The following is a 25,797-nucleotide window of genomic DNA, read 5'->3' as shown; positions in this document are numbered from 1 at the left end:
GCCCAAACAGGGTTGAGGGGGGACAAAACACACAGGAATGGGGGGTAAAATGCGCAGAAATTGAAAATTCCCCCCTTTTTTGAGCAGATTTTAGCGAAGGATCATTCCTCCACCTCCCGGATACTATTTAATTGCTGGTTAAAAGATTGCCGGTATTTTTTGATGTATTCGGAAGGGGTTATGCCAAAGATGCCCACAAACTGCTCTCTGAAATACCGGGAATCACTGATGCCAACCTGGAAAGCAGCCTGGCTGACATTTACATTTTCCGTCAGCATCAGCACAGCGGCCCTCCTAAGCCTGATAGATCGGATAAAAGCGTTCAACCGCTGCCCGGAGATCGCCTTGACCTTCTGGTTGAGCCGCGAATGGCTCATACCCATGGCCTTGGAGAACTTCTTCATGGTAAACTCCTCATTATCAATATTTTCCTCAATTACAGCGATGCATTTTCTCAGGAAGTCCTGGTATTCCTTTGGCACCTTGACCGTGCTTTCCTTTAGCGTGATACTGTCCAGGAAATACCGCTGCAGCACATTCCTGTTCTTAAGCACCGCTTCCACCCTCGCCATCAGATGCTCGCTGTCGAAAGGCTTGGTAAAATAATCATCGGCTCCGCCTTCGATCCCCTTTAGCTTGGTTTCCGATGTCGTGGCGGCCGTAAGCAGGATCACGGGTATATGGCCCAGAAATTCGGACTGCTTGATCTTGGTACATAGCTCGATGCCATCCATTCCGGCCATATTAATATCGCTGATAATAAGATCGGGAATATGTTCCTCCGCCAGCTGGAATCCCTCCACGCCATTATCAGCCGTATATAGCAGGTATTGGGACGAAAAAAGCCGGTATAAATACTGCCGGATCTCCGCATGGTCGTCGATCAATAAGATGGATTTTTTTTCTGTCACCACTTCTTCCACCGTTTTGCCCTTGCTGGGAACCCCGGGAGTTTCATCCGCAACACGCCCCTGTTCTTCCATCAATTCTTCTAAAAGTTCAAATTTTGCTCCCGGACCTTCCATGACGTAAGCTTCCCCTAGCTCCGGGATTTGCTTCAACAGGCAAATAGTAAAGACTGCTCCCTCCCCCGGTACGCTCTTACAGCTGACAGTACCCTTATGACGTTCGATAAAATGCTTTACCAGGAAAAGACCGATCCCGAACCCTGCTTTACCTTTATTATTGGCGTGCACCTGCTGGAATTTATCGAACACCTTTTCCAGATCGTTCTCGGGGATCCCACATCCCGTGTCGCTGATTTCAATACAAACGCGCTCTCCGGTCTCCGTCAAACGAAAGTCAATGCTTCCCCCTGGAGGTGTAAACTTAAAAGCATTGGAGAGGATGTTGAAAAGGGCTATTTCAATTTTTTCATAATCACCCTGTATGAGCATCGATCCCATTGAAGCGGTAAACCGGTAGCTGATCTCCCTGGAGGCCGCCTGCTGGGTAAAACATTGATATACTTCGTCGCATAAAGCCACGATATCGATAGCAGATATCTTCAATACATCTCCGCCGCTATCGGCTTTTCTGAACAACAGCAGCTGATCCACAAGGCTTAACAGGCGCCGGGCATTCCGGTGCGCAACGGCCAGGTCTTCCATGGGCAAGCCGCCGCCCGTTTGTCTCATCGCCTTTTTCAGCGGGTCTATGATCAGCGTCAGGGGCGACCTGAATTCATGGGATATATGGGTAAAAAAAGACAGCTTCCTTTCAGAAAGGTTCTTCTCTTTTTCACTTTCAAGCTGGGCAAGCTTGATCTCGAACTTCAACCGCTCCTGCCTGCGCGCATACTGAATGTACAAATAAATAGACCCGGCAAATACCATGGCATAAAGCAAGTACGCCCACCAGGTTTGATACCAGGGGGGCAGAACGATGATCCTCAGCAGTTGTTCCGCATTGCTCCACTTACCATCCGGACCGGAGATCTTAACTTTAAGATCATAGCTGCCGGCCGCCAGCCTGGAGTAATTGGCGGTTCTGGCAGTAGTGACATAATTCCAGCTTTTGTCCCATCCATCCAGGTAATAAGCATATTTTATTTTATCCACCCCGGTGAAAGTGAGTGCGACAAAATCCATGGAAAGGATCGACTTGGCATAGGGCACCGTGATCTCTGTTATCTTTTCCATGTCACGGCCTGAAACATAGGAAGTGTCTGCCTCCACAGGTTTATTGTCTATATTGATCCTATCCAGGAAAACTTTGGGTGTTTTTGCGTTATTACGGATGCTGTCGGGGAAAAAATAATTGAAACCCTTAATACCGCCGAAAAGGAACTCCCCTGTGCTCAAAGCCGCAGCCGCATTAAAGCCGAACTGGTTGCTTTGCAACCCGTCGGATTGTGTAAAGTTCCTGAAAGTCCGTGTTTTTAGATTGAACTTTGCCAGCCCATTGAAGGTGCTGATCCATAAATTCCCGCTTCCATCTTCCAGGAACCGCAATAGCATATTGCTGGGCAGCCCATCTGTTGTCGTATACTGGGCCGACTGCCCGTTCTGACGATTGAAAAGGAAAAGTCCCCCGCCCAGGGTGCCGACCCATAGATGCTTATCCCTATCCTCATGAATGCAACGGACCGGATACCCCAGGTTATAAAAGGTATGGTTTCGATGGTTTCGATCGATCCTGATAAGGGTGGTATAATTGCCCCCCCAAAGATTACCTTCACTGTCTTCAGCCATGCATTGAAGATTGGTAAGCCCCTGGTCGAATAGAACAAACCGGTTCAGGGCCCTGTCAAAATAATACAGACAACCCTCATTGGTAGCGCTGGCCCAAAGCGTTTTTTGTGAATCTTCGAAAACAACCCAGACATTATTTTCTTCTGCCTTGGTCGCCGGGTTAAAACAATTGTACCTTTCAAAGGTGCCTGTTGCCTTATTAAACCTGTTAACCCCTCCAAACCAGGTTGACACCCATAGATCTCCCTTATAATCCTTGGTTATACTGGTGATAAAGTCACTGCTGACGCTCTTCGGTTCCGACGGGGAATGCCTGAAACAACGATAGCTGTTCTTCACCCGGTCCCAATACCTTAACCCGGCCCCGTCAGTACCGACCCAAACATTGCCTTTCGCATCTTCACAAAATGAGAGTATGAAATTATCTACTAAGTTACCTCCGGAGGTTGGCTCATAGACCGCTTTTCCAAAGGGTAAGGCAACGGGGTCGATTATGTTGATGCCGCCCCTTAAAGTGCCGATCCATTTGCGTTCTTCCGCGTCTTCATAAATGGTAAAGGCGGAATTGCTGTTTATCAGCGGTTTTCCATCGCCTCTCGTCAACGGCCTTGCAAAAGGAGCGCTATCCGGCAGGGTCCACAATCCAGCCCCGTCCGAACCTATCCATAAGACCCCCTTCTTATCCGGGCACAAGGTTACCACCTTCGCTTTAAAAGGCATAAAATTGCCGGAATAACTGTTTGACCCGGGATCATATAAAAAAACCCCGGCATCATTTGCCAGCCAAAGCCTTCCTTTACCATCGGTTTTCAGGCAATTCACCTGCTGAATGCTGCTGTTGGCCTTATAAAGCTTTTTTTGCACGGGGTTATAGCTGAATAACCCCTCATGTTGTACAAATACCCAAATGCGATGATCAGGCCCCTCTTCGAGCCCGGTGACGTCATACTTTCCGGAAAGCTGACCCTCTAAAGGGACCTGCAGGCCATTAGCAGCGCCATTTTCAAACAGCAGCAGCCCATTGTGCTGGGTAGCCACGAATATACAGTTGGAGCGGACCGCCTTCACCTGGTGAACATTATCGTGGAGACCTTCCAATGTCCCTGATAAAGAAGCATATCGTACTTTGGAGAATTTTGCCGTGAGCACATTGTATACGCTTAAGCCCTCTTGCCCCCCCACCCAGATATTACGGCTCTTGTCCTCTTCTATAGCGTAAATATTATTGATGGCAAGCGAATTGGTATCCCCGATCACATTATGGAATACTTTAAAAGCATATCCATCATATCGGTTTAGCCCATCGTAGGTACCGATCCATAAAAAGCCATTATGATCCTGACAGATACTGATAACTGAATTATTGGAAAGCCCTTGCTCTATTCCAAGATACCTCACCGGTAATTCTCCGGCAGTAACAGCCTGCGTAGAAAAGTAGAGCAAAAAACAAAAAGCATATAGAGATCTCATATTACGCTTATTACCCATGCCCAAATCTATAGCAAAAGCATTATATCTGTTAAATAAGCACCTTTCTATTAACAAATCGCCCAAAACATGCCAAGATAGCTGAGTAAAATCCCAAAAAGGCCCATCACGCGCCAGGGGCGATTAAATAATTTTAGCGGCGCGCAAAATGCCGAATGTCCAAATCAATTAATAATTACTGCTAAATGAAAAGATTGCTATTTGCCATCCTTGCATTATTTCTTTGCATACTGGTTAAGGCTCAAACAAGAAAAATTACAGGAAAAGTGTCGTCTGCCGCTAATGCCCCCTTAGCAGGAGTCACAGTGCAGGCGAAGGGTACCCAGCTCGCGACGGCCACCGATGCAGAAGGGAACTTCGCCTTGTCCGTCCAGTCACAAGGCACGGTGATCCTTGTTTTCTCCTACATAGGGTTCGAATCGAAAGAAGTGAGTGTCACGGGCGCTGACCCCATCACAGTCGCGCTCACCGAAAAAGTGCAGGGCCTCAATGACGTGGTGGTGGTGGGATACGGGACAGCCCGTAAAAGGGACCTCACGGGCTCCGTCGCTTCCGTCAACGCCAAAGATCTCGACAAAACCCCCGTCATCAGGGCCGACCAGATGCTCCAGGGCCGTGTCAGTGGCTTACAGTTTACCCAGACGGATGGCCAGCCCGGCAGCGTTACCTCCATCCGCATACGGGGAACCAATTCCATCAACTCTGGCAATGAACCATTGTACGTCATCGACGGTTTTGCCGGCGCCGGTGATCTCAACTCCATCAACCCGGGTGATATCCAATCCATAGAAGTGCTGAAAGATGCCTCCGCTACCGCCATCTATGGCAGCCGGGGCGCCAATGGCGTTATCCTGGTCACCACTAAAAAAGGTTCCGCCGGACAAAATAGTGTCACCGTAGATGGCTACAACGGGATCCAGAAAGTAGCAAAAAAGCTGAAGATGATGAACGCTAAACAATTCGGCATTTATCTCGACACCCTCCAGCAGCAAAACAATGCTCTAAACCCCGCTTCCGCCCTGCCCCTGCCATACACGGCAGATCAGATCAACAGCCTGGGGTCCGGCACGGACTGGCAGGATGCCCTGTACAGGGTCGCTCCCATTCAGAATTACCAGCTGGGCTTCACGGGCGGCAACAGCGACACTCGCTACTATTTGAGCTTTAACTATTTTTCGCAGGACGGCATCATGCGGAACACAGGCTTCCAGCGAGGCACCATCCGGATGAACCTCGACAAGAGGATCAGCGATAAATTAAAAGTGGGCTTTAGTTCCCAGCTCGCATATACCTCCCAGTTGATAGATGTCACCAAAACAGACGTAGGCTATGGCGCAGCCGGCGCTGCGCTGGCCATGAGCCCGGCCACCTCCCTCCGCGACAGCACCGGCGCATATACTTACCAGAATCAACCCCTGCCCTACGTGTCCGTCATCGGCAATCCCGTTGCCGGCATCGTTCTGGCCAATGACAGGATTGGCATTTTCAGAGGCCTGGTCAACGTTTTCGGAGAATATGAGATCATTCCCGGCCTGCGCCTGAGATCCAGCATCGGGGTCGACTACAGCAGCAGCACGGAAAAGAGGTACATCCCCACCACCACCTATCTGGGCGCACAAACCACAGGTTCAGGATACGCAGGTACCAGCAATCGCTACAGCTGGCTGAATGAAAATACCCTCACCTATAGCAGGAAATTCAATGAGAGCCACGCCGTCGATATCGTAGGAGGATTTAGCCTCCAGGCCTTCGACACCAGCGCATACAGCTCTTCCAGCACCAATTATTTCACCAACTCCCTGGGGTCGAACAACCTGGCCATCGGAGGCAACGTGCAGACACCCACCAATTCCGGCACCTTGAATACCCTCGCCTCTTATTTCGGACGGATCAATTACAGGCTGAAAGAAAAATATCTCTTCACTTTCACCATGCGCGCGGACGGGTCCTCCCGTTTCGGAACATCCCACAAATGGGGCTATTTCCCTTCCGGCGCTTTTGCATGGCGCATGTCGGATGAAAGCTTTATCAAGGACATCAGGGCGATCAGCGATCTTAAGCTCCGCACCAGCTATGGCGTAACAGGCAACCAGGAGATCGGCTCCTATCAGTCCCTTTCCCAGTATACCACCAATGGCTACGCCCTGGGGTCCACCCCTGTAAGAGCAGTGGGCATCACCCCCAATAACATCGCAAACCCCAACTTGCACTGGGAAAGCACCGCAGCAGCAGACGCAGGCGTCGACCTGAGCCTGTGGAGCAACCGCGTCACCCTCACCGCCGATTATTATTACAAGACCACCAGCAATCTGCTCCTGAACGTAGCCATCCCCCAGTCGTCCGGCTACGCCAGCATCCTGCTCAATGCAGGAAAGGTACGCAACCAGGGATTCGAGCTGTCCATCACATCGCGGAATATGGACGGACCAAGGTTCAAATGGTCTACCACGCTTAATTATGCCGCCAACAGGAACAAAGTGCTGAATCTGAATGGTACGGACAGCGTTCTGGTCGGCAAGACAGGCCCCTATATACTGACCAACGGACTGGCGCCTGCCATACTCATCGTAGGACAGCCGATAGGCGCTTTCTACGGATATAAGTTCAAAGGCATCTGGCAAAGCAAGGATCAGATCGCTAAAAGCGGGATGAAGGACAAACTGGTCCCAGGTGACCCCATCATCGCTGACCTCAGGCACGACAGCACCATCACAGGAGCCGACAAGACCATCGTAGGTCACGCCCAGCCGAAATTCATCTATGGCATGACCAACGACTTCAGCCTGGGTCGCTTCAATATATCCGTCTTCCTGCAAGGCGTATACGGCAACGATATCCTCAACGTGACAAAATACTCCCATACTACGGGCGGCACCAATAATCCCTTTGTGGAAGTAACCAATGCCTGGAGCGCCACCAACGCCAGCAATACCATACCGCGCGTCAACAGCAGCATGCTGAAAGGCTTGGGCGTGGTTGACAATTTCATCGAAAAAGGAAGCTACCTCCGCATCCAGACGGTAACCCTGTCCTATAATGCTCCGCTTCCGAAAATAACCCATGTCTTCAAAAGCTCCCTGATCTATTTCACCGTGCAGAATCTATATACCATCACCGGATATTCCGGATACAATCCGGAAGTGAGCTCCTATGGAATGGATAATCTCAGCGCCGGCATCGACCTGAATCCCTATCCTCCCGCAAGGACTTTCATCGCGGGCATTAAAATGACATTTTAAATATTAATGACAATGCAAAAGATTAATTTAATATATATCCTCGGTTTTCTCCTGTTATGCGGCTCCTGCAAAAAATTTCTGGACGAAAAACCCCAAAGCTTCCTGACCCCCGACAATTTTTATCAAACGGCCGCCGACGCAACAGCCGCGCTCAACGGCGTGTTCAGCGGCCTCGAAGCCCAGACCTATTATGGCAGGACGGTTTGGATCATCTCGGAAAACTCCGCAGACCTTCTTTACCCCTCAGGAGGCAACAGCGACAGGACCACGCTGTATCAGAACAATTATACCTCCACCAACGGCGAGATCGCCAACTGGTGGAACAGCAGCTATAAAATGATCAAAGGCGCCAACGACGTCATTGCCCACGTCCCCGGTATAAAAATGGATGTGGCCGCTCAGAACAATATCCTGGGCAACGCTTACTTCTTACGCGCAATGGCCTACTTCGACCTGGTGCGCAGCTTTGGCGATCTGCCCCTGGTCACCCGGCCGATCGTGGGAAGCACGGACACATTGTTATATCCCCACCGGTCGCCCGCGTCCAAAGTTTACCAGCAGATCATCAGCGATCTGCAATTCGCAGAAGCCAATTGTCTGGCCGAGAATAAGATCGCTTCCGGTAACAAAGGTCTCGTCTCCACCGGCGCCGCCTCCGCCATGCTGGCCAGAGTATACCTTACAAGGGCCGCCACGGCATTCGCCGATCCATCCGACAACCAGAATGCCCTGGCAGAATGCAACAAGGTCATTGGCTACCCTTATTATAGCCTGTTGCCCAATTATCAGGATATCTTCGACTGCGCCAAAAAATACGGACCCGAGCACATTTTCTGTGTCCAGTTCGCATTGCCACCCGCCACCGGGAATATCACCCTGAGAATGTTCACCCCCACCGCCCTGGGTGGCTCCGCCTCTTTCTTTTGCCAGAACACCTTCTTCAACAACGGGTATTCCACCGCCGACTCCATCCGGAGGAACTGGAACATAGCCAACAAGGCCAGGAGCATCACCAGCGGAGCAATACAGTCCACAACCCCTTTCTTTTATAAATACAGGGATAGCCTGTGGACACCCCAAAGTAATAACTCCCGGGTCAACTGGATCGTCCTCCGACTGGCGGATGTCTACCTGATGCAGTCGGAAGCAATGAATAACATCGACCCCACCGACCCCGGCAAATTCAACGGCGTGAATAAAGTGAGGGCAAGAGCCGGCCTGACAGATCCCACGCAACAGTTGGATCTGACCAATACGCCGACAAGCGACGCATTCGTGGATAGCCTGGTGGCCGACAGGGCAAGGGAACTGTGTGTCGAAGGGGAAAGACGATGGGACCTCATCCGGTTGGGACGTTTCAAGCAGAAGATGGCCGCCCTGAACATTGCCATCGACGACAACCATCTCCTGTTCCCCATTCCACAATCAGAAGTACAGGTAAACAAACATCTTATTCAAAATCCGGGTTTCAACTAAACCCTCCACTATTGCAAAAACTTTTGCAGCTAAATAAAAACTTAGCCTGCGCCCGCATGCACAATTCCAGCCGGAATTATTCATACTTTCGGCATACATAATTGTCAACACCATGCGCACCATTGCCCTCTTCTTCCTCCTGCTGGCGACATTTGCTTCCTCTGCCCAAAAGATCCTGAAGGTAGGCGTCGCCGGCCTCACGCACGACCACGTGCACAACATCATGAACCAGTTCAAAAGAGGAGAGGTCATCATCGCAGGCATCGCAGAACGGGATCAGCAGCTGATCCAACGGTACAAACAACGCTACGGCCTTCCCGACTCCTTATTCTATCCCAGCCTCTCCACCCTGCTGGAACATATCCACCCCGACGCCGTACTGGCCTACAACGCCATCTCGGAACACCTGGGCGTAGTCGAGCTTTGCGCGCCTAAAGGCATCTCCGTCATGGTGGAAAAACCGCTGGCCACCACCGTCAAAGATGCTGACCGCATCTCCGCCCTCGCAAAACAATATCATATCCATGTCCTCACCAATTACGAAACCACCTGGTACAACACCAACCAACAGGTCAACGTCATGGTCAACAGCCAGCACGCCATCGGCGACATCCGAAAGATGATCGTACACGACGGCCACCAGGGCCCCCAGGAGATCGGCTGCTCTAAGGATTTCCTCCACTGGCTGACAGACCCCGTAATGAATGGAGGGGGCGCCATCCGTGACTTCGGCTGCTACGGCGCCAACCTCATGGTCTGGCTCATGCAGGGCAAACCTCCCATCTCCGTCACCGCCATCACCCACCATATCAAACCCTCCATCTACCCAAAAGTAGATGACGACGCCACCATCCTGCTGGAATATCCCGATGCAACAGGCATCATAGAAGCCTCCTGGAACTGGCCCTATGGCATAAAAGACCTCGAAGTTTTCGGCGTCAACGGCTACCTCCATGCGCTGGACGGTAACCATCTGCAACAACGGATGAAGCAAGGCTATGACAGCGTCCCCGTCACCCCCGCAGCCTATCGCGATAATATCCCCTATCTCTCCGATGTCCTCAGCGGCAAGCTGGACCCCGGCAACGACCTTTCATCCCTGCCGAACAATCTGATAGTGGTGAGGATCCTCGCGGCCGCCAGCCAGTCAGCGAAAGAAGGGCGACGGATCACATTATAGGGCGAACCCTTCGGGCCGGGCTATCCGCTATAGTCCTCACCTCGTAACCTCGGTTCCGGGCTACCGCTTCTATCCCTTTCGCATAAATCCATATCTTCGCCCAAAATTTCCCCCCATGATCTCCATCCGTATATTCGTCACTGGCGGCACCTTCGACAAAGAATACAACGAGCTCACAGGCGAGCTCTTCTTCAAGGAGACCCACCTGCCCGAAATGCTCAATCGCGCCCGCAGCACCCTCGACGTGACCGTCAGGACCCTCATGATGATCGACAGCCTCCACATGACGGACGAAGACCGTGAGCTCATCGCTCATCAATGCCGCGCTTCCCAGGAAGACAAGATCATCATCACCCACGGCACCGACACCATGTCGGTCACCGCCCGCGTCCTGGCCGAAAAAGTAAAAGACAAGACCATCGTCCTCACAGGCGCCATGATCCCCTATAAATTCGGCAGCTCCGACGGGTTCTTCAACCTGGGCGGCGCCCTCGCCTTCGCCCAGATCCTCCCCCACGGCGTCTACGTCGCCATGAACGGCCGCTATTTCACCTGGGACAACGTCCGGAAAAACAGGCAGACTGGCCAGTTCGAAGAATTGCAGTAGAGCGGCCGAGCCTGATTCTTCCCTTTTTCGTAACCGCTTTTCCCGATCCGGCCTACCCCCGCGCTCTTCACGGCTTAATTTCGCCGGATGAAGCATATATTACAGTTCGTTCTCTTAATAATATTATCCCTCAACTGCTTATCCCAACCCACTCCCCCCGAAAACCACACCGGCGCCATCACGGGCACCGTCACCACCAGCGACGGCAAGCCCGCCCAGGACGTCTCCGTTCATATTAAAACAAAAGCTGCCCTGACAGACGATAAGGGCCAGTTCACTTTTAGCCATCTGGCCCCGGGCACCTACGAGCTGAACATATCCCTGGTAGGCCACGCCCCCGTCCACCAACAGGTCACCGTCGAAGAAAATAAGACCACCACCCTCTCCCTGCGGCTCCAGGTCTCCGAACAGCAATTGGATGAGGTGACGGTCACCACAGGTCATAATAAATTCAACAAGAAAGAGACGGACGATGTCGCCCGTATGCCCTTGAAGAATATCGAAAATCCCCAGGTCTACTCCGTCGTCACAAAAGAGATCATGCGCGAGCAGGTGATCACCGACTATAACAGCATCTTCAAGAACGTACCGGGCGCCGGCGTGCCATTGGTATACAACCAGGGCAGGAGCTCCCTCCTGGCCCGGGGCTTCACCACGGCCAACCTTATCCGCAACAGCATCTCGGGTTTCGTATACACCAACATCGATCCCGCCAACCTGGAAAGGCTCGAAGCGATCAAAGGCCCATCCGGCACCCTCTTCAACAGCAGCATGATCTCCTTCGGCGGACTTTTCAACCGTGTCACTAAAAAGCCCCTGGAAACATCCCGTACGGAGATCAGCTACACGGGCGCCAGCTTCGACCTCAATCGCCTGACTTTCGACGTCAATCGCCCCCTCAATGACGCTAAAACAGTTCTCTTCCGGGTAAACGGGGCCCTTCACACGGAAAATAGCTTCCAGGACGCTGGCTTCACCCGCAACCTATTGCTGGCGCCCAGCTTTGTGTTCAAAGCCAACGACAGGCTCACTTTCCTCCTCGATATCGAAGCTTCCACTTTCAACGCCACTTCGCCCATCCGCTTCACTCCTGCAAAGTCTGGCAAGGTGACGAACATCAGGGACCTTGGCATGGACTACAAACGCTCTTTTACGAACAATACCCTCGACTACACCACCCGCCAGCTGAACGTGTTCGGCCAGATCAACTACCAGCTGTCTTCCATATGGAAATCCCAAACCAACTATACCCGCACCTTCTCTACGACAGAAGGCTACGTCTCCCAACTCATCGGCAAGTCGGACAGCACCCTCCAGCAAAGCGTTCAGAAAGAAAATTTCCCCTACAATGGCACCGAGATCCAGCAAAATTTCATAGGCGATATGCACATCGCCGGTCTGCGCAATCGCATCGTGATCGGCCTGGACTACTATAACCAGAAAAGCGACCGTACTACCCCCACCATCAATATGCCCGTCATCAACTTCCGGCACCCGGGCGCCGCCTATAATAATTTCAATACCTCCAAAGTAGACTCTCTGGCGGCAAGCGCCGTATATTCCATTTACAAGACCAATCAAAATACCTACGGCGCCTATGTCTCAGACGTCCTGAACATCACCCCGCAGCTCAATATCATGCTCAGCCTGCGGGCGGATCGCTTCGAAGACAAAGGCACTTACTATCCCGCCTCCGACTCCACGGCGGGCGCCTTCACCCAAAACGCCCTCTCTCCTAAATTGGGCATCGTATACGAAGTGGTCAAGGACAAGATCTCCCTTTTCGGTAACTATATGAACGGGTTCAGCAATACAGGGGGAACAGATTTCAACGGCGTTTCTTTCAAGCCCCAGCAGGCCAACCAATGGGAAACAGGCATCAAGCTGGACGTCTTCAACCACCGCCTCAGCAGCACCATCAGCTATTACAACATCGACGTCAGCAATGTCACGCGCGACGATCCCGATCACGCCGGCTATTCCATCCAGGATGGTACCCAGCTCAGCAAAGGCATAGAAACAGAGATCATCGCCAATCCCTTTGCCGGATTCAACCTGGTAGCAGGCTACACCTACAACGACAGCAAATTCACCAAAGCCAATAAGACGGTGCAAGGCCTGCGCCCCGCCGCCGCAGGTCCTGCCAACCTCCTCAACATCTGGGCCAGCTACCACCTGATGAATGGTAAAGCCAAAGGTCTGGGCTTCGGTCTGGGCGCCAATTACGGCAGCTCCTCCTTCCAGACCAACACGACGACGCAGGTCTTTACCATCCCTTCCTATACCGTACTGGACGCGACCATCTTCTACGATCAGCCCGGCTATCGCCTGGGGATCAAAGTAGACAACCTCACCAACGAAAAATATTGGTCATTCCGGCTGGCGCCCCAAAACCCCACCCGGATCTCCGCCTCCATCAGCTTAAAACTCTAATGCGGATGATCACCCGGGATCTTCCGATCCATCACATATCTCCATTAATTCATCACATTTGAAAAAAAACCCTTCCCACATAACTTAATCTTGTTGAAAATTCAGCAAGATGAACCGCATATACCTATCCGTCTTAACGATCCTCCTCTCCATCCACACACATGCCCAACCTATCACCCTGGGCAAGACCGACACCGTCTACTCGAAGACCCTGGGCGAACCCCGGCGCATACATATCTACCTTCCCTCCGGCTATGGCGACACCTGGTTCTATCCCCGCCGCTATCCGGTGCTCTATCTGCTGGACGGCGACACCCACTTCGCTTCGGTTTGTTCCATGATCCAGCTCCTCAGCGAAGCCAGAGGCCCCCTGGACTTCCCGGAGCTCATCATCGTTGCCATCCCCAATACGGATCGCGTGCGCGATCTCACCCCCACACGCCCCACCCGTCAACCCCGGATGGACAGCGCCGCTCTCAGCCGCACCGGCGGCGGCGAAAAATTCCTCTCCTTCATCAGTAACGAGCTCATGCCCCATATCGACTCCATCTACCGCACCGCCCCCTATAAGATATTCATGGGCCACTCCCTGGGCGGACTCACCGTCGTCAACGCCTTCCTCCACCACACCGCCCTGTTCAATGCGTACATTGCCACCGACCCTAGTATGACGTGGGACGACCAAAAATTATTACGACAGGCAAAAGACATCCTGCAGGAAAATAAATTCTCCGGCAGGTCCTTATTCCTCGCCATAGCCAACAATACCCCTCCGGGGCTGGACACCATCGCTATCCGATCCGACTCCAATAATGAGTTCGCCCGCCACATGTCATCCATCTTTTCCCTGCGGAACACCCTGGCGGCAGCCTATCCCCAGCCACCTTATCCGTTCAAACCTTTCTCTGGTCAACCTCCCATCCCTGAAAACCTCCCACCCGCCGGCCCGGCCCCCTTCCGCTTCTCCTGGAAATACTACCCCGAATGCGATCACGGCTCCCTTCCCCTCCCCGCGGAATACGATGCCCTTCGGTTCACTTTCAACTATTATTCCCTTCCCTTTCCCTTCCCGGAATTCTTCCAGCCCACCTGGACACAGGACTCCCTGCTGACCACCCACTTTAAGGTCATCAGCCGCTATATGGGCTACAAGGTATTGCCGCCCGAGACCCTCGTCAATAATATGGGATATAATTTAATGGGCAGCCGCCAGTTCGACAGGGCCGCTTACTACTTCCAGCTCAACATAGAGAATTATCCCAACAGCTTCAATGTGTATGATTCCATGGGCGATTTGCTGGCGGCAGAACAACAAAAAGACAGCGCCATAAAATGTTACCAGAAAGCGCTCACCCTGCGTGAAGAACCCGGCACCCGGCAAAAAATGGAGAAGTTAAGCAGGTAGTTCCACCGTACGGAACCAGTAGTTGATAAATGATCTCATCTTGAATAAAGCATCACTATAGCTGGCAGGCTTTAATATAAAGCTGGTAGCGCCCGCCGAATAGCTCGACGCCACATCGTCGGGCGAGGCGCTTTCGCTCAGCACGATCACAGGCACCCGTTGATACCCTTCCGTATCCCTGATCTTCCGGATCAGGTCCATCCCATTGTAGGGTTGCGCATTCATGCTCAGTAGGATCATGGGCGGCCGGTTAGCAGGATCCTCCAGGTAAGCCGACAATTCGACTCCATAGATGAATTGAATGTCACCTATCATCCCTTCGGCCCGAAAAGTTTCCTCCGTAAGCTTCCGGTCGTCCGGATCATGTTCGATCATCAGTACTTTTGCGCCCATAAATGCGGATTATTCCGTTAAATGTACTCATTTTCCGCCGTTCATCCCATCGCCCCCTTATTCCTATCCCGGAAAAAACTACCTTAAAGACCTAAATTCATAAAAAAACAGCATATGAGAAAACCCATCACAATCGTGTTGGCCATCGCCATCCTATTAGCCACCCTGACCGCAAAAGCACAACCGGCGCCCATTCCCCCACAGGATACCAGCATCATAACCAAACCTGACAAGTCTATAACCAAACACACGATAAAAATAGACGGCAAACCCATTACCTATACAGCCGTGGCAGGGACCCTCCTCCTGAAGAACGAAAAAGATGAATCCATCGCCTTGTTCGGCTACACCGCCTATATCAAGGACGGCGAACCCGACGTATCTCATCGCCCCCTGACCTTCGCATACAATGGCGGCCCCGGCTCTTCTTCCATGTGGCTGCACCTGGGCGCGCTCGGACCCCGCCGCATCGCCATCAATGATCCCACCTTCACGCCTCCCCCACCCTATAAGCTGGAAGACAACGATCATTCCATCATCGACGTTACAGACCTGGTCATGGTCGACCCCATCGGCACGGGACTGAGCCACCCCATCGGCAAAGCCACCAACAAAGACTTCTGGGGCGTCGACCAGGACATTAAGTCCGTTAGCCAGTTCATCTCACAATATATAAAGGAGAATGACAGATGGAACTCTCCCAAATACCTGCTGGGAGAAAGCTATGGCACCACCCGATCCGCCGGCATCGCCAGCTATCTCCAGGACAACCTGGGATTACAGCTCAATGGCGTAGTCCTGGTCTCCTCCGTCCTGGACATCCATACCCTGACCTTCCAGGATGATATCTCCCATGTGCTCTACATACCTACTTATGCAGCCGTGGCTTATTTTCACAACAAGCTGGCCAGCAAACCCGCCGACCTGGAAGCCTTCCTGAAAGAAGTACGGAGCTTCTCACAGGGAGAATATGCCACAGCCCTCCAGAAAGGCGACGCCCTCACCGATGCGGAAAAAGGACAAATAGCCGCTAAGCTCTCCGGCTATACAGGAATTAGCAAGGACTATTGGACCAAGGCCAACCTCCGCGTCTCCGAGCCCGCTTTCACGCAGGAGCTGCTCCGCGACGAACACCAGATGGTAGGCCGCCTGGACGCCCGCTACAAAGGCATTAACCAGGACCTGCTGAGCCAGTTCTCCAATGACGACCCGCAAAGCACGCAGATCAGCCCGCCCTATATCGCTGCTTTCATGAACTATTATTACACGGAGCTAAAGGTTAACAAGAACTACTCCTATCACGTATCAGCCTATGGGGCAGAAGGCTTTAAATGGGACTGGCATCACGCCGCCAATGGGGGGGACGGCTTCCCTGTCATGCCCAATACCAGCGTGGACCTGGCCGGCATCATGAGCAAAAATCCCAACCTGAAGATCCTGGTGCTCAACGGGTATTACGACCTGGCCACCCCCTTCTTCGGGACCGAATACACTTTTGACCACATGGGCCTGGAAAAAAAGATCCGCGCCAACGTCACGATGAAATATTACCCGGCCGGGCATATGATGTATATCCATCTGCCTTCGCTGGTGGCATTTAAGAAAGATGTGGCGGCATTTATCCAGGACACGTCAAAATAAGTAAGAAGTTCAGCCTTTGCGCTGCACTTGCAGCACCACCTTGTCGGGGCGCAGTGTGATCAGCGGCAGCATGACGGGCGTCTGACCCGTAGCAGCGATGGTAAACGCCCGAAAGAAAGCATGGACAAATAAGCACATTTCTGCCATAGCGAAATTATTGCCGATACAAAGCCGGGGCCCCGCTCCAAAGGGAAAGAAAGCAGGCATCTTACGCAGCTTCCCGGCCTCGTCGATAAATCGCTCTGGCAGGAATGCTTCGGCATCCTGCCAATGGTCCTTATGCCGGTGCAGGCCATAAAAGAAAGGCAGCACGACGGCTCCCTTGGGGTAGACCCACGGCCCATAACGATCATCCATGATAGCTACCCTGTCCGTCATGAAGGCAGCAGGTCGCAGCCGCATCGATTCATTGATGACAGCATTGATATAATCGTTCCGTATACTGTCATGAGCAGGAATACTTTCCGAGATCTCTTTCAATCTTGCAAGGACGTCCGGCTTACCGGACACCTGCGACAGCAGCCAGGACAAGGTATTGGCCGTGGTTTCATGACCCGCCAGCAGCAACACCAGCACCTCGTCGATGATCTGCTCCTCCGACATGGACGCTCCCGTATCCTCGTACCGGGCGCCAAGCAGCATGTCCAGCAGATCATTATGCTCACCCGCGTCATTTCTCCGCTCAGCAATGATGTTCCGTACGATCTCCCGCATCCGCTCCCTCCGCCGCAGGTTGATCTTGTCCTGCCGGCTGATGAAATACGTGAGCTTACGCAGCGGACGATTCACATCCTTCACCACAAAATCCTGCAGCTTGTTAAAAAGAAAACTCATCTCCTGCATCGTCTCCGGCGAGAGACCAATATCGAATAGACTTCGGAGGATGATCTTAAATGCCAGTTGGTAGATCAGCGGATATACGTCGATCCCTTCTCCCGTAGGCCAGTCGGCGATGGTCTTTTCAATCGTCTCCACCATGATCGAGTACAGCCCCTGCAGCCGCTTTGCATGGAAGCCCGGCTGTATTAACCTTCTTTGCTGCAGCCAGTAATTGCCGTTGGAAAAAAGCAGTCCCTTTCCAAACATACGCCCCACCTTCCCGGTGGTGAACTCCGATTTACAGTAGTTGGTATGATTGTCCCTTAAGACATACTGGATAAAAGCAAGGTCCTGGGTAATGATGACCAGTTTCTTACCCGGAAAGATAACAGAGTACGCATCCCCGAACTTTTCCATGTTCAGCCGGATGGCATTGACAGTATTGCGGCGGAAATACCGGAAGCTTCGAAGAATAAGCGTGATAGTGGAATACCCATCCGGGATCTTATATTGCTCGTTATAGATTTTCATACAGGCAATAAGGTAGCTTTGAATTCCGGCGCCATCCTTTTCCTGCTGGCCTGCTCGTAGCTGTACGCCACCGTCAGCAACGCACCTTCCTGGTAAGCCCCGCCCACAAAAGACAATCCGACAGGCAATCCCTGCACCGCCCCCATGGGGACAGTGATATGCGGATAACCCGCCTTCGCGGCAGGAGACGAAAAGGAAAAACCGGACCCATAGCCACCCAGCACCAGGTCGGTACAAATGGCAGGGCCGCTGGTGACGCCTACCAGCGCATCCAGCTGATTTTTCATCATGAGATCATCGATGATCTTGCGCGCACTGGTAGAGCTGGCCAGCGCGTCTATATACTCCTTGCTGTCAAGGCCGCCTTTTGCCTCGCTGCTCTCCAGCGTCTCCTGTTTGAAATAGGGCATGGCCTTCGCCTCATGCTTACGATTAAAATCGATCACGTCGGCCAGCGAACGGATACCTTCCACACCGGCGCCCGCCAGGTATTTATTCAATCCATCCTTGAACTCGTATTGTAATACAGTGAACTCCGTAGAACCCAGCTCCTTGATAGGAGCCAGTAGCTCCACCTCCACGATCTCCGCTCCCTGCTGCTTCATCACGGCTATCGCCTGCTGATACAGGGCCACCACCCCTTCGTGCCCCTTTAATTGGGACTTTTCAATCCCGATCTTTTTCTTTTTCAATCCATCCGCCAAACAATACCTCGTGTAGTCCCGCTCCGTCCGCCCCATACTTTGCTTCGTCACAGGATCGTTCTCATCGACACCGGCCAGCGCACCCAGCAATATAGCCGCATCCTTCACCGTACGCGCCATCGGCCCCGCCGTATCCTGCGTGGCAGAGATAGGAATGATCCCGCTCCGGCTCCAAAGGCCTACCGTAGGCTTGATCCCTACAATACCATTATTGGAAGAAGGGCTTACAATCGAGCCATCCGTCTCCGTCCCGATGGCAATGGCGCACAAGTTGGCCGCCACTGCGGCCCCGGACCCGGCACTGGACCCGGAAGGATTACGGTCAAGCACATAGGGGTTCTTCGTCTGGCCACCCCTGCTGCTCCAACCACTGGTACTCCTGCTGCTCCGGAAATTAGCCCATTCGCTGAGATTGGTCTTGCCCAGCAGGACAGCCCCCGCCTCCCGAAGCTTTTTGACAATAAATGCATCCTCCTTCGCCCTATGTCCCAATAAAGCCAACGATCCCGCCGTCGTCATCATCTTATCTCCCGTATCGATATTATCCTTTACCAATATGGGTATTCCATGCAAAGGCCCCCGCACCTTGCCCGCCTTTCGCTCCTTATCCAGCTGGTCCGCAATAGCAAGTGCATCCGGATTGAACTCCAGCACGGCGTGAAGCATCGGCCCGCTCTTATCTGTCTCTCCGCTCCATTGTAAATAAGCCTCGGTCAGCGCCCGGGAAGTGTATTTCCCCGAAGCCATGAAAGCCTGCAGCTGATCGATCGTAGCTTCCTTAAAGACAAATGCACGGGGCCCCTCATTCAGCAATGCCATCAGGGAAAGCCCCGAGATTGACCCATTTTTGAGAAAATCGCGTCGACGCATGGGAATAGGTGTTTTTTCGAATATACATAAATAATAAGCACCTCACCGCTGCGTTTTTAAGTAGTCTAAAATCCATAAAAATGTCCAGAGTCCTGCTTTGCATCACATTATTATTATCATCATACCTTCTCTCCGCGCAGGAGACCACCGTCTCCACGATCGAAACGCCTAAAATAAAGAACATCAGGAGGATGCTGACGCTCACCGGCTCCGGCAAATTGGGCATACAGGTGATGGAATCGATGATCACGAATTTCAAAAGCCATTACACCAACGTAGACTCCTCATTTTGGAGCGACTTCATGAAAGAAATAAGACCGGAAGATCTGGTGAACATGGTCATCCCCGTGTACGATCGCAATTTCACCGCCGAAGAGATCGAAGGCATGATCGTTTTTTACACCTCTCCCCTCGGCCAGAAAGTCCTTGCCAAATTACCCGTCGTCATGCAGGAGTCCATGCAGATAGGCCAGGACTGGGGCCAGGAGCTGGCTAAAAAAGTGTTCCTGAAATTGCAGCAAAAAGGATATATAAAGGAAGGATGACCGTCGACGCATCTTCCTGTCCTGTCGATTCTTTACCCCCATGCCGCCTTGCGTAAACTAACTTACTTCAAAAACGCATGGCAGCTATATCCACCCATAAAGGCCCGCCCCCGGCCGGCGTAGCCGGGATCTTTACCCTGCTCTTCCTGAGCAGCATCGTCCTTTCCCGTATATTGACGCATAACGCGCCCATACCCATGCCTTATGGCAACCCCTGGCTCTCCCAGCAGTACTTTCTAACCTTTCCAAATGTAGTCAAACTGAGCGGCTTCCTTCAGTTGGGATCGGCCATCGCATTGGCGATCCTTACCGCATCTCTCACCAGCCGGCTCCGCTTTCTGGGGATCACCGCCACCGGCCCGCACATCGCCCTGGCAGGCGGCATAGCCGCCTCGACCTTCCTTGCATTCTCAGGGCTCGTCAGCTGGGTGCTTTCCCAACCAGGGGCAGCAAATACTTTTGACACCATGAGAAGCCTGCAGCTCCTGGGCTTCGTTGCTGGCGGCGCAGCACATACAGCCGCCCTTGGGCTATTGATAGCAGGCATCGCCGTGCCATGCCTGTTGCTAAAGCTCCTGCCCAATGGCTGGGCCATCGCTGGCATTGTCATTGCCGCCCTTGCCGAACTGTCCACACTCAGCATGATCCTGCCGCAGCTGTCCTTCCTGCTTCCCCTGGCCCGCTTTCCCGCCATGGTCTGGCTCATCGTCGCAGGAGCCTGCCTCCCCCGGTCAAAACCGCAATAATGCGCTCAGGTTGCCCCGGTAATTTTCGCTTAGGGGCAGTTCAGCTTTTCCCACCACTACCAGGTCCCGCCGGATAGACGACACTTTATCGGCATGCACGATATAGCTTCGGTGAATACGGGCAAACCGCCTTCCCGCCAGCTTTTCCTCCATTGCCTTCATGCTCATTTTCGTGATCAAGGGTCGGGCGCTGCCTTCCATATACACTTTCACATAGTCTTTCATCCCTTCGATATACAGAATGGAAGGAATATGTATCTTCTCCAGGTTGTACTCCACATACACAAAGAAATAATCCGGCTGCTCCCCCGCCCCCGCCTTCAGGTTAAAAAGTTCCTGCGCCCGGTTACACGCTTTCAAAAACCTTTCAAAAGACACAGGCTTTAGCAGATAATCCACTGCATGCAGGTTAAACCCCTCCACCGCATGCTCCTGGTAGGCCGTTACAAAGATCACCATGGGCGGAGTGGGCAGGGATGCCAGGAACTGAAGTCCGCTCAGCCCCGGCATCTGTATATCTAAGAATATAAGGTCCACACTGTGCCTATGAAGGACCTCAGCCGCTTCCAGCGCATTCCGGCACCTCGCTACACATCGCAGAAATGGCACCCGCTGAATATTGTCGACCAACAGGTCCAGCACCAGCTTCTCATCATCGACGGCAATGCAATTCATCATGACAGCACAAGATTTAATTCCACCGTGTAAATTTCGTCCTTATCCGTAATACGCAACTTATGACGACCGGGATATAAAAGTTCCAGCCGGCTGCGCGTATTGGCCAGCCCGATGCCGGGACTTTTATCTTTCACCAGGCTATCTTTGTTATAATTATTGCTGACCATAAAATAAAGCTCGCTCCCCTCCCACCTCAATTCAACATGGATAAAAGCATGCTTCACCATCCCGATGCCATGCTTAAAAGCATTTTCCACAAAAGGGATCAGCAACATCGGCTCGATCACTGCCCCCGTCCCGGGATCGGGCATATCCATTCGAATTTCCACATCCTCTCCAAAACGCAGCTGCTGCAGGTCTACAAAATTTCTCACCAATGCCACCTCGCTGGAAAGAAGGATCTTTCCATCCCCCGATTCATACAGGGAATAGCGCAGCAGCTCGGAAAGCTTGATAAGAGAAGGCTCCAGCAATGGCGACCCCTGCCTTGCCAAAGACACCATATTGGTCATCATGTTGAACAGGAAATGAGGACTGATCTGCTGCCGTAAGAACTTCACCTCGGCCGCAAGCCGCTCAGCCCTTCTCTCTTTTTCTATCCTGTCCAGCCGTATACGGTCCCTCACCAGGCTATAGACAAAAGAAGCCATCAAAAAAGCAACGGGTGGAAAGAACAACAGCCGGCGTATAAAAGGAGTAACAGCGATATCCGGTGCCCACACCTGCATAATGGAGAGCTTCCCGTAATAGGAGCCCGCCAATATAAGAACCAAAGAAAGAAGGTACAAGGGCCACCGCCGTCTCGTCATCAGCCGCGGGTAAAGGAAAAACGTATTTACATAAAACAGCCCTACATGATACAGGTTGGTAAAAAAGAAAAATGCGCCAGGCACTCCGGAGCCACCTGGCGCATTGTGAAAGATAAAAGCGGGTATGGCCAATAGGATCGCCCATATCACCACGTGAACCGCAGGCATAAACAGGGATACTTTGAATACGGGCATAACATCTAAGTTACAGCCAAATCCGCCAAACACCACCATGTGTAGACAGACCCCTCATTTGTGTCGACACCCCATCAACCTTATTGATTCACGCGGAAACTCTCCCACGCCTGCGCCGTCGCCCGGGTACACGTCATCGCCTGCGTTCCATTCTCACTGCTGACAAACATCCCATTATTCCCCTGCAGCGAGATCGTCCCATCCGCATTATTGATCCAGGTAAACTGCTCCCACCCCTGCACCGTCGCACGATTGCATGTCATAGCCTGCGCCCCGTTCTCACTGCTCACATACTTACCCATACTTTGCAGCGACACCTTACCCCCGCCGGCATCCACCACAAGGAACTGTTCCCATCCCTGCGCGGTAGCACGGTTGCAGTTCATCGCCTGTGTCCCGTTCTCGCTGCTCACATATAAACCGTTGTTTCCCTTCAGGGTGATCGTCTGACCAATAGGAGCACCCGATCCACCCGAATTGTTGATATCATACACCCGCACATAATCCACCATCATAGTCGTGGGCAATGCGCCATTGTCGATGGTATTGCCGGGCAGATCCCCGCCGATAGCCAGGTTAAGGATGATAAAGAAAGGATTGTGGAACGCCCCGGTATTATTGATATTGTTGGCAATATTCCCGGTCACATACAGCGTATTGTCGACATACCACCGGATGCTGCCGGCATCCCATTCCACCGCATAAATATGATAATCCCCGGGAGTCGTGTTCGTGCTGCTGCCATATTGTACATGCCCGCTGCCGCCGTTCCAATGCATAGTCCCCAAAATAGTATTGGAAGTGTTGACATGCTCCATGATGTCGATCTCCCCGCAGGTAGGCCATCCCGCCCCCGTATTGATGCTATTGCCCAGCATCCAGAAGGCCGGCCAGGTTCCCTGCACCATCGGCAGCTTGATCCGTGCTTCAATGCGTCCATAGGTCGTGGAAAACTTGCCATACGTCTCCAGCTTCGCCGAAGTATAAGGCTGCCCACCCACGCTCTGCTGCCTTGCCGTGATCACCAGGTTCCCGCCCGTCACCGTAGCATTCGCCGGTTGATAATACTCTTTCTCATTGTTGACCCCCGGGTTGCCGGTAATGACGTTCCAGTTGGAAGTGTTGACGCCGGCGCCATCAAACTCGTCTGCCCACACCAGGGTATAAGTCACCGCCCGGGAAGTGGTAGCGGTCTCCTGCCCCGCCTGTGCAGTGGGCTTCACATCTTTTTTACAGCCAATAGATAATACAAGCATCGAAACTACCAGTCCGATGCCGGTAAGCATGCTCATTGTGGTTGCTCTTTTCATAGTAAACCGTTTTTAGTATAAGATTTAAATTATAGGTTGGAAATAGTACGTTGGCAGGAAGACAGGTCGGACGAAATTGCCGAAAAGATCAGACGCATCCAAATTCCGGACTACGCTAAAACTACTTAGAAAGTACTTTTTCATCCGTCACTGCACAAATTACGACACCGCCGCCGCTACATTTCTCCGCTTTCCGGTCACGTTTTGTCCCGCTGCTTTGTCTTCTACCCATAAAACATCACAAACCATTAAAAAACAATAGAAATGACACAGAGAATCGCTTTACAGGAAGCACCGAAAGGATTGGTCGACGGCATGTTCAAGACAGAATCCTATTTAAAAAGATCCACCCTGGATCCCAAATTGCTGGTCCTCATGCAGCATAGGGTCTCCCAGATCAATGGCTGCGGCTATTGCCTGGACATGCACCATAAAGACGCCATCCACATGGGCGAATCCGAGTTACGCCTCCATACACTGCCCGCATGGAAAGAATGTCCCTATTTCACCGATAAGGAAAGAGCCGTCCTGGCCTATGCCGAATCATTGACCCTGCATGCAGACGCTGACGACGCCATATTCGATGGCCTCAAACCATTCTTCTCCATGGCCGAGATAGCGGACCTCACCCTCGCCGTCGCCCAGATCAACAGCTGGAACCGGATCAATAAAGCATTCCGCAGCACCCCCGGAAATTACCAGGTAGGCCAGTTCTGAAATCATATATTTTTGTCGGACATGAAAGACTATCAATCCATCCTCTTCCCCTACGCATACAACATCCTCGGTTCCTCCGACGATGCAAAAGATGCCGTGCAGGAGGTCCTGTACAAATACCTCGCCTCGCCAAGGGAAGGGGTTGAGAACGAGAAGAACTATCTCATCCGCTCGGTCATCAACCAATCCATCAATATCAAAAAAAGCAAGAAGAAGATAGTCCGCGATGACGTCTGGCTCCCCGAACCCATCGCCACGGAACAGGCAGATACAGATCTCCATCTCAGCGACATCGTCTCCTATTCCCTGATGGTACTGATGGAGCAGTTAAACCCGAAAGAAAGGGCAGTATTCATCCTGAAGGAAGGGTTCGGCTATTCTCATGAGGAGATAGCCGAATTGCTTTCCGGGACCGTGGAAAGTTCCCGCAAGCTCCTGAGCCGGGCAAAGACGAAGCTCGACACCTCCCAACCCATCCGCAGACAGCAGCCAGCGCCCTTTCCCACCGACCTCCTGGAAAAATTCATCGGCGCCATCCGCGCCCGGGATATCCAATCCCTCGAAGGACTGCTCACTGAAGACATCAAATACTCGGCTGACGGCGGCGGTAAGATCAAAGTGATCAGCAAACTCACCTTCGGCCAAAAAGGCGTGTCCGAGCTCCTGCTATTGGTTCATCAACGGTTCATGCGAAATGCATCCATCGTTCCCACCATGATCAATCACCAGCCGGCACTCCTGTACTATCTCAGGGACAAGCTGATCAATTGCCAGGTATTCAGCATCTCCCCCGACGGCAACCAAATAACCCAGATCGATAATGTCGTCGATCCGGAGAAGTTAAAAACTATCGCAGGTCATTGAAATACAGGATCTGTCATTTTAATTTCCATTGCTCGAGGAGCTTTGATGGCGCTATTTCCTTCCAACATTCCATGATCAGCACCCGTAGCTTCTTTTTCCCGATCTTTTTCAGTCGTACCAGGACGGCGGGATAGTTACGATAGTGCTCGGTAAAGAAGAATACATCCGGGTCATTCTCAAGCCAGACATCCCGGTCATCAGAATGGATCATGATGGTCTCTCCGTCCTCTTTCAGCCGGAGCAGGAGTTTTTTCTTCACTTTAAATGCAGGAGTTCCATAACTGGTCGACTCTTCCGTCGCAGGAAAATTGAGGTCCTGCATCACCTGCCGGACGACCTTCCAATGTGTGAGGTCAGGTATGTACATGAGTGTAGCAATGATCGCTTTACCGAAAATACCAAACATTTAGCATCCGGCAAGAGCGAAGGCAAGGCGATCCGAAAATAATTTTGT

At 52.2% G+C, this 25,797-nt stretch carries 19 protein-coding genes; 11 read left to right on the top strand and 8 right to left on the bottom strand.

What is annotated here, in order from left to right; translation table 11 throughout:
- Positions 1-101: 101 nt before the first annotated feature.
- Positions 102-4,163 carry a hybrid sensor histidine kinase/response regulator transcription factor gene (locus Q4E93_RS30045; RefSeq protein WP_303591637.1) on the bottom strand — a complete coding sequence of 1,354 codons (4,062 nt, stop codon included), beginning with the start codon at positions 4,161-4,163 and terminating at the stop codon, positions 102-104.
- 203 nt (positions 4,164-4,366) lie between these two features.
- Between Q4E93_RS30045 and Q4E93_RS30040 the strand changes: the two genes are divergently transcribed.
- The 6 genes from Q4E93_RS30040 (at position 4,367) to Q4E93_RS30015 (ending at position 14,521) form a co-directional block, all read left to right on the top strand.
- Positions 4,367-7,420, top strand: coding sequence for a SusC/RagA family TonB-linked outer membrane protein (locus Q4E93_RS30040; protein WP_303591636.1), 3,054 nt, complete (start codon positions 4,367-4,369; stop codon positions 7,418-7,420).
- A gap of 12 nt (positions 7,421-7,432) precedes the next feature.
- Positions 7,433-8,896 carry a RagB/SusD family nutrient uptake outer membrane protein gene (locus Q4E93_RS30035; RefSeq protein WP_303591635.1) on the top strand — a complete coding sequence of 488 codons (1,464 nt, stop codon included), beginning with the start codon at positions 7,433-7,435 and terminating at the stop codon, positions 8,894-8,896.
- A 112-nt stretch (positions 8,897-9,008) separates the two neighbouring features.
- Positions 9,009-10,076 carry a Gfo/Idh/MocA family protein gene (locus Q4E93_RS30030; RefSeq protein ID WP_303591634.1) on the top strand — a complete coding sequence of 356 codons (1,068 nt, stop codon included), beginning with the start codon at positions 9,009-9,011 and terminating at the stop codon, positions 10,074-10,076.
- Positions 10,077-10,191: 115 nt separating this feature from the next.
- Positions 10,192-10,683, top strand: a complete 492-nt coding sequence (locus tag Q4E93_RS30025) for an asparaginase domain-containing protein (protein WP_303591633.1) — start codon at positions 10,192-10,194, stop codon at positions 10,681-10,683.
- A gap of 87 nt (positions 10,684-10,770) precedes the next feature.
- Positions 10,771-13,116 (top strand): TonB-dependent receptor, encoded by a 2,346-nt coding sequence (locus Q4E93_RS30020; RefSeq protein ID WP_303591632.1) that lies wholly within the window; start codon positions 10,771-10,773, stop codon positions 13,114-13,116.
- A 109-nt stretch (positions 13,117-13,225) separates the two neighbouring features.
- Entirely contained in the window at positions 13,226-14,521 is a 1,296-nt protein-coding gene (locus Q4E93_RS30015) for an alpha/beta hydrolase-fold protein (RefSeq protein WP_303591631.1), read from the top strand.
- Here the strand turns inward: Q4E93_RS30015 and Q4E93_RS30010 are convergent.
- Complete coding sequence (locus tag Q4E93_RS30010) at positions 14,510-14,914, bottom strand: response regulator (protein WP_303591630.1); 405 nt, start codon at positions 14,912-14,914, stop codon at positions 14,510-14,512. The genes Q4E93_RS30015 and Q4E93_RS30010 overlap by 12 nt on opposite strands.
- A 114-nt stretch (positions 14,915-15,028) precedes the next feature.
- Between Q4E93_RS30010 and Q4E93_RS30005 the strand changes: the two genes are divergently transcribed.
- Positions 15,029-16,555, top strand: coding sequence for a S10 family peptidase (locus Q4E93_RS30005; RefSeq protein WP_303591629.1), 1,527 nt, complete (start codon positions 15,029-15,031; stop codon positions 16,553-16,555).
- A 9-nt stretch (positions 16,556-16,564) separates the two neighbouring features.
- On the opposite strand, the gene Q4E93_RS30000 is transcribed toward Q4E93_RS30005, so the two are convergent.
- A complete protein-coding gene (locus tag Q4E93_RS30000) occupies positions 16,565-17,905 on the bottom strand; it encodes a cytochrome P450 (RefSeq protein ID WP_303591628.1) in 1,341 nt (446 codons plus the stop codon).
- On the bottom strand, positions 17,902-19,479 hold the full coding sequence (locus Q4E93_RS29995) for an amidase (RefSeq protein WP_303591627.1): 1,578 nt from the start codon (positions 19,477-19,479) through the stop codon (positions 17,902-17,904). The genes Q4E93_RS30000 and Q4E93_RS29995 overlap by 4 nt, the downstream gene beginning before the upstream one ends.
- Positions 19,480-19,559: 80 nt before the next feature.
- Here Q4E93_RS29995 and Q4E93_RS29990 point away from each other — a divergent pair, with 80 nt between their 5' ends.
- Both Q4E93_RS29990 and Q4E93_RS29985 read left to right on the top strand, forming a co-directional pair.
- A complete protein-coding gene (locus Q4E93_RS29990; protein ID WP_303591626.1) occupies positions 19,560-20,024 on the top strand; it encodes a DUF2059 domain-containing protein in 465 nt (154 codons plus the stop codon).
- 77 nt (positions 20,025-20,101) lie between these two features.
- Positions 20,102-20,770 (top strand): hypothetical protein, encoded by a 669-nt coding sequence (locus Q4E93_RS29985; protein WP_303591625.1) that lies wholly within the window; start codon positions 20,102-20,104, stop codon positions 20,768-20,770.
- Here the strand turns inward: Q4E93_RS29985 and Q4E93_RS29980 are convergent.
- The 3 genes from Q4E93_RS29980 to Q4E93_RS29970 form a co-directional block, all read right to left on the bottom strand.
- Positions 20,756-21,448 carry a LytR/AlgR family response regulator transcription factor gene (locus Q4E93_RS29980; protein WP_303591624.1) on the bottom strand — a complete coding sequence of 231 codons (693 nt, stop codon included), beginning with the start codon at positions 21,446-21,448 and terminating at the stop codon, positions 20,756-20,758. The two genes, Q4E93_RS29985 and Q4E93_RS29980, sit on opposite strands and share 15 nt — an antisense overlap.
- Entirely contained in the window at positions 21,445-22,452 is a 1,008-nt protein-coding gene (locus Q4E93_RS29975) for a sensor histidine kinase (RefSeq protein WP_303591623.1), read from the bottom strand. The genes Q4E93_RS29980 and Q4E93_RS29975 overlap by 4 nt, the downstream gene beginning before the upstream one ends.
- A gap of 80 nt (positions 22,453-22,532) precedes the next feature.
- Positions 22,533-23,762 (bottom strand): family 16 glycosylhydrolase, encoded by a 1,230-nt coding sequence (locus Q4E93_RS29970; protein ID WP_303591622.1) that lies wholly within the window; start codon positions 23,760-23,762, stop codon positions 22,533-22,535.
- A gap of 264 nt (positions 23,763-24,026) precedes the next feature.
- Between Q4E93_RS29970 and Q4E93_RS29965 the strand changes: the two genes are divergently transcribed.
- A complete protein-coding gene (locus Q4E93_RS29965; RefSeq protein ID WP_303591621.1) occupies positions 24,027-24,479 on the top strand; it encodes a carboxymuconolactone decarboxylase family protein in 453 nt (150 codons plus the stop codon).
- Positions 24,480-24,500: 21 nt separating this feature from the next.
- Positions 24,501-25,343 carry a sigma-70 family RNA polymerase sigma factor gene (locus Q4E93_RS29960; protein WP_303591620.1) on the top strand — a complete coding sequence of 281 codons (843 nt, stop codon included), beginning with the start codon at positions 24,501-24,503 and terminating at the stop codon, positions 25,341-25,343.
- A 13-nt stretch (positions 25,344-25,356) separates the two neighbouring features.
- Here the strand turns inward: Q4E93_RS29960 and Q4E93_RS29955 are convergent, their stop codons facing one another.
- Positions 25,357-25,710, bottom strand: coding sequence for an MmcQ/YjbR family DNA-binding protein (locus tag Q4E93_RS29955; RefSeq protein ID WP_303591619.1), 354 nt, complete (start codon positions 25,708-25,710; stop codon positions 25,357-25,359).
- Positions 25,711-25,797 lie beyond the last annotated feature (87 nt).

The organism is Flavitalea plasmicola (assembly GCF_030546645.1).
GTDB lineage: Bacteria > Bacteroidota > Bacteroidia > Chitinophagales > Chitinophagaceae > Puia.
This window is presented reverse-complemented; position numbering and strand designations above follow the sequence as displayed.

Coding starts and splice junctions, on each gene's coding strand:
- Q4E93_RS30045 (WP_303591637.1), bottom strand. CDS start 4,163: ATGAGATCTCTATATGCTTTTTGTTTTTTGCTCTACTTTTCTACGCAG.
- Q4E93_RS30040 (WP_303591636.1), top strand. CDS start 4,367: ATGAAAAGATTGCTATTTGCCATCCTTGCATTATTTCTTTGCATACTG.
- Q4E93_RS30035 (WP_303591635.1), top strand. CDS start 7,433: ATGCAAAAGATTAATTTAATATATATCCTCGGTTTTCTCCTGTTATGC.
- Q4E93_RS30030 (WP_303591634.1), top strand. CDS start 9,009: ATGCGCACCATTGCCCTCTTCTTCCTCCTGCTGGCGACATTTGCTTCC.
- Q4E93_RS30025 (WP_303591633.1), top strand. CDS start 10,192: ATGATCTCCATCCGTATATTCGTCACTGGCGGCACCTTCGACAAAGAA.
- Q4E93_RS30020 (WP_303591632.1), top strand. CDS start 10,771: ATGAAGCATATATTACAGTTCGTTCTCTTAATAATATTATCCCTCAAC.
- Q4E93_RS30015 (WP_303591631.1), top strand. CDS start 13,226: ATGAACCGCATATACCTATCCGTCTTAACGATCCTCCTCTCCATCCAC.
- Q4E93_RS30010 (WP_303591630.1), bottom strand. CDS start 14,914: ATGGGCGCAAAAGTACTGATGATCGAACATGATCCGGACGACCGGAAG.
- Q4E93_RS30005 (WP_303591629.1), top strand. CDS start 15,029: ATGAGAAAACCCATCACAATCGTGTTGGCCATCGCCATCCTATTAGCC.
- Q4E93_RS30000 (WP_303591628.1), bottom strand. CDS start 17,905: ATGAAAATCTATAACGAGCAATATAAGATCCCGGATGGGTATTCCACT.
- Q4E93_RS29995 (WP_303591627.1), bottom strand. CDS start 19,479: ATGCGTCGACGCGATTTTCTCAAAAATGGGTCAATCTCGGGGCTTTCC.
- Q4E93_RS29990 (WP_303591626.1), top strand. CDS start 19,560: ATGTCCAGAGTCCTGCTTTGCATCACATTATTATTATCATCATACCTT.
- Q4E93_RS29985 (WP_303591625.1), top strand. CDS start 20,102: ATGGCAGCTATATCCACCCATAAAGGCCCGCCCCCGGCCGGCGTAGCC.
- Q4E93_RS29980 (WP_303591624.1), bottom strand. CDS start 21,448: ATGATGAATTGCATTGCCGTCGATGATGAGAAGCTGGTGCTGGACCTG.
- Q4E93_RS29975 (WP_303591623.1), bottom strand. CDS start 22,452: ATGCCCGTATTCAAAGTATCCCTGTTTATGCCTGCGGTTCACGTGGTG.
- Q4E93_RS29970 (WP_303591622.1), bottom strand. CDS start 23,762: ATGAAAAGAGCAACCACAATGAGCATGCTTACCGGCATCGGACTGGTA.
- Q4E93_RS29965 (WP_303591621.1), top strand. CDS start 24,027: ATGACACAGAGAATCGCTTTACAGGAAGCACCGAAAGGATTGGTCGAC.
- Q4E93_RS29960 (WP_303591620.1), top strand. CDS start 24,501: ATGAAAGACTATCAATCCATCCTCTTCCCCTACGCATACAACATCCTC.
- Q4E93_RS29955 (WP_303591619.1), bottom strand. CDS start 25,710: ATGTACATACCTGACCTCACACATTGGAAGGTCGTCCGGCAGGTGATG.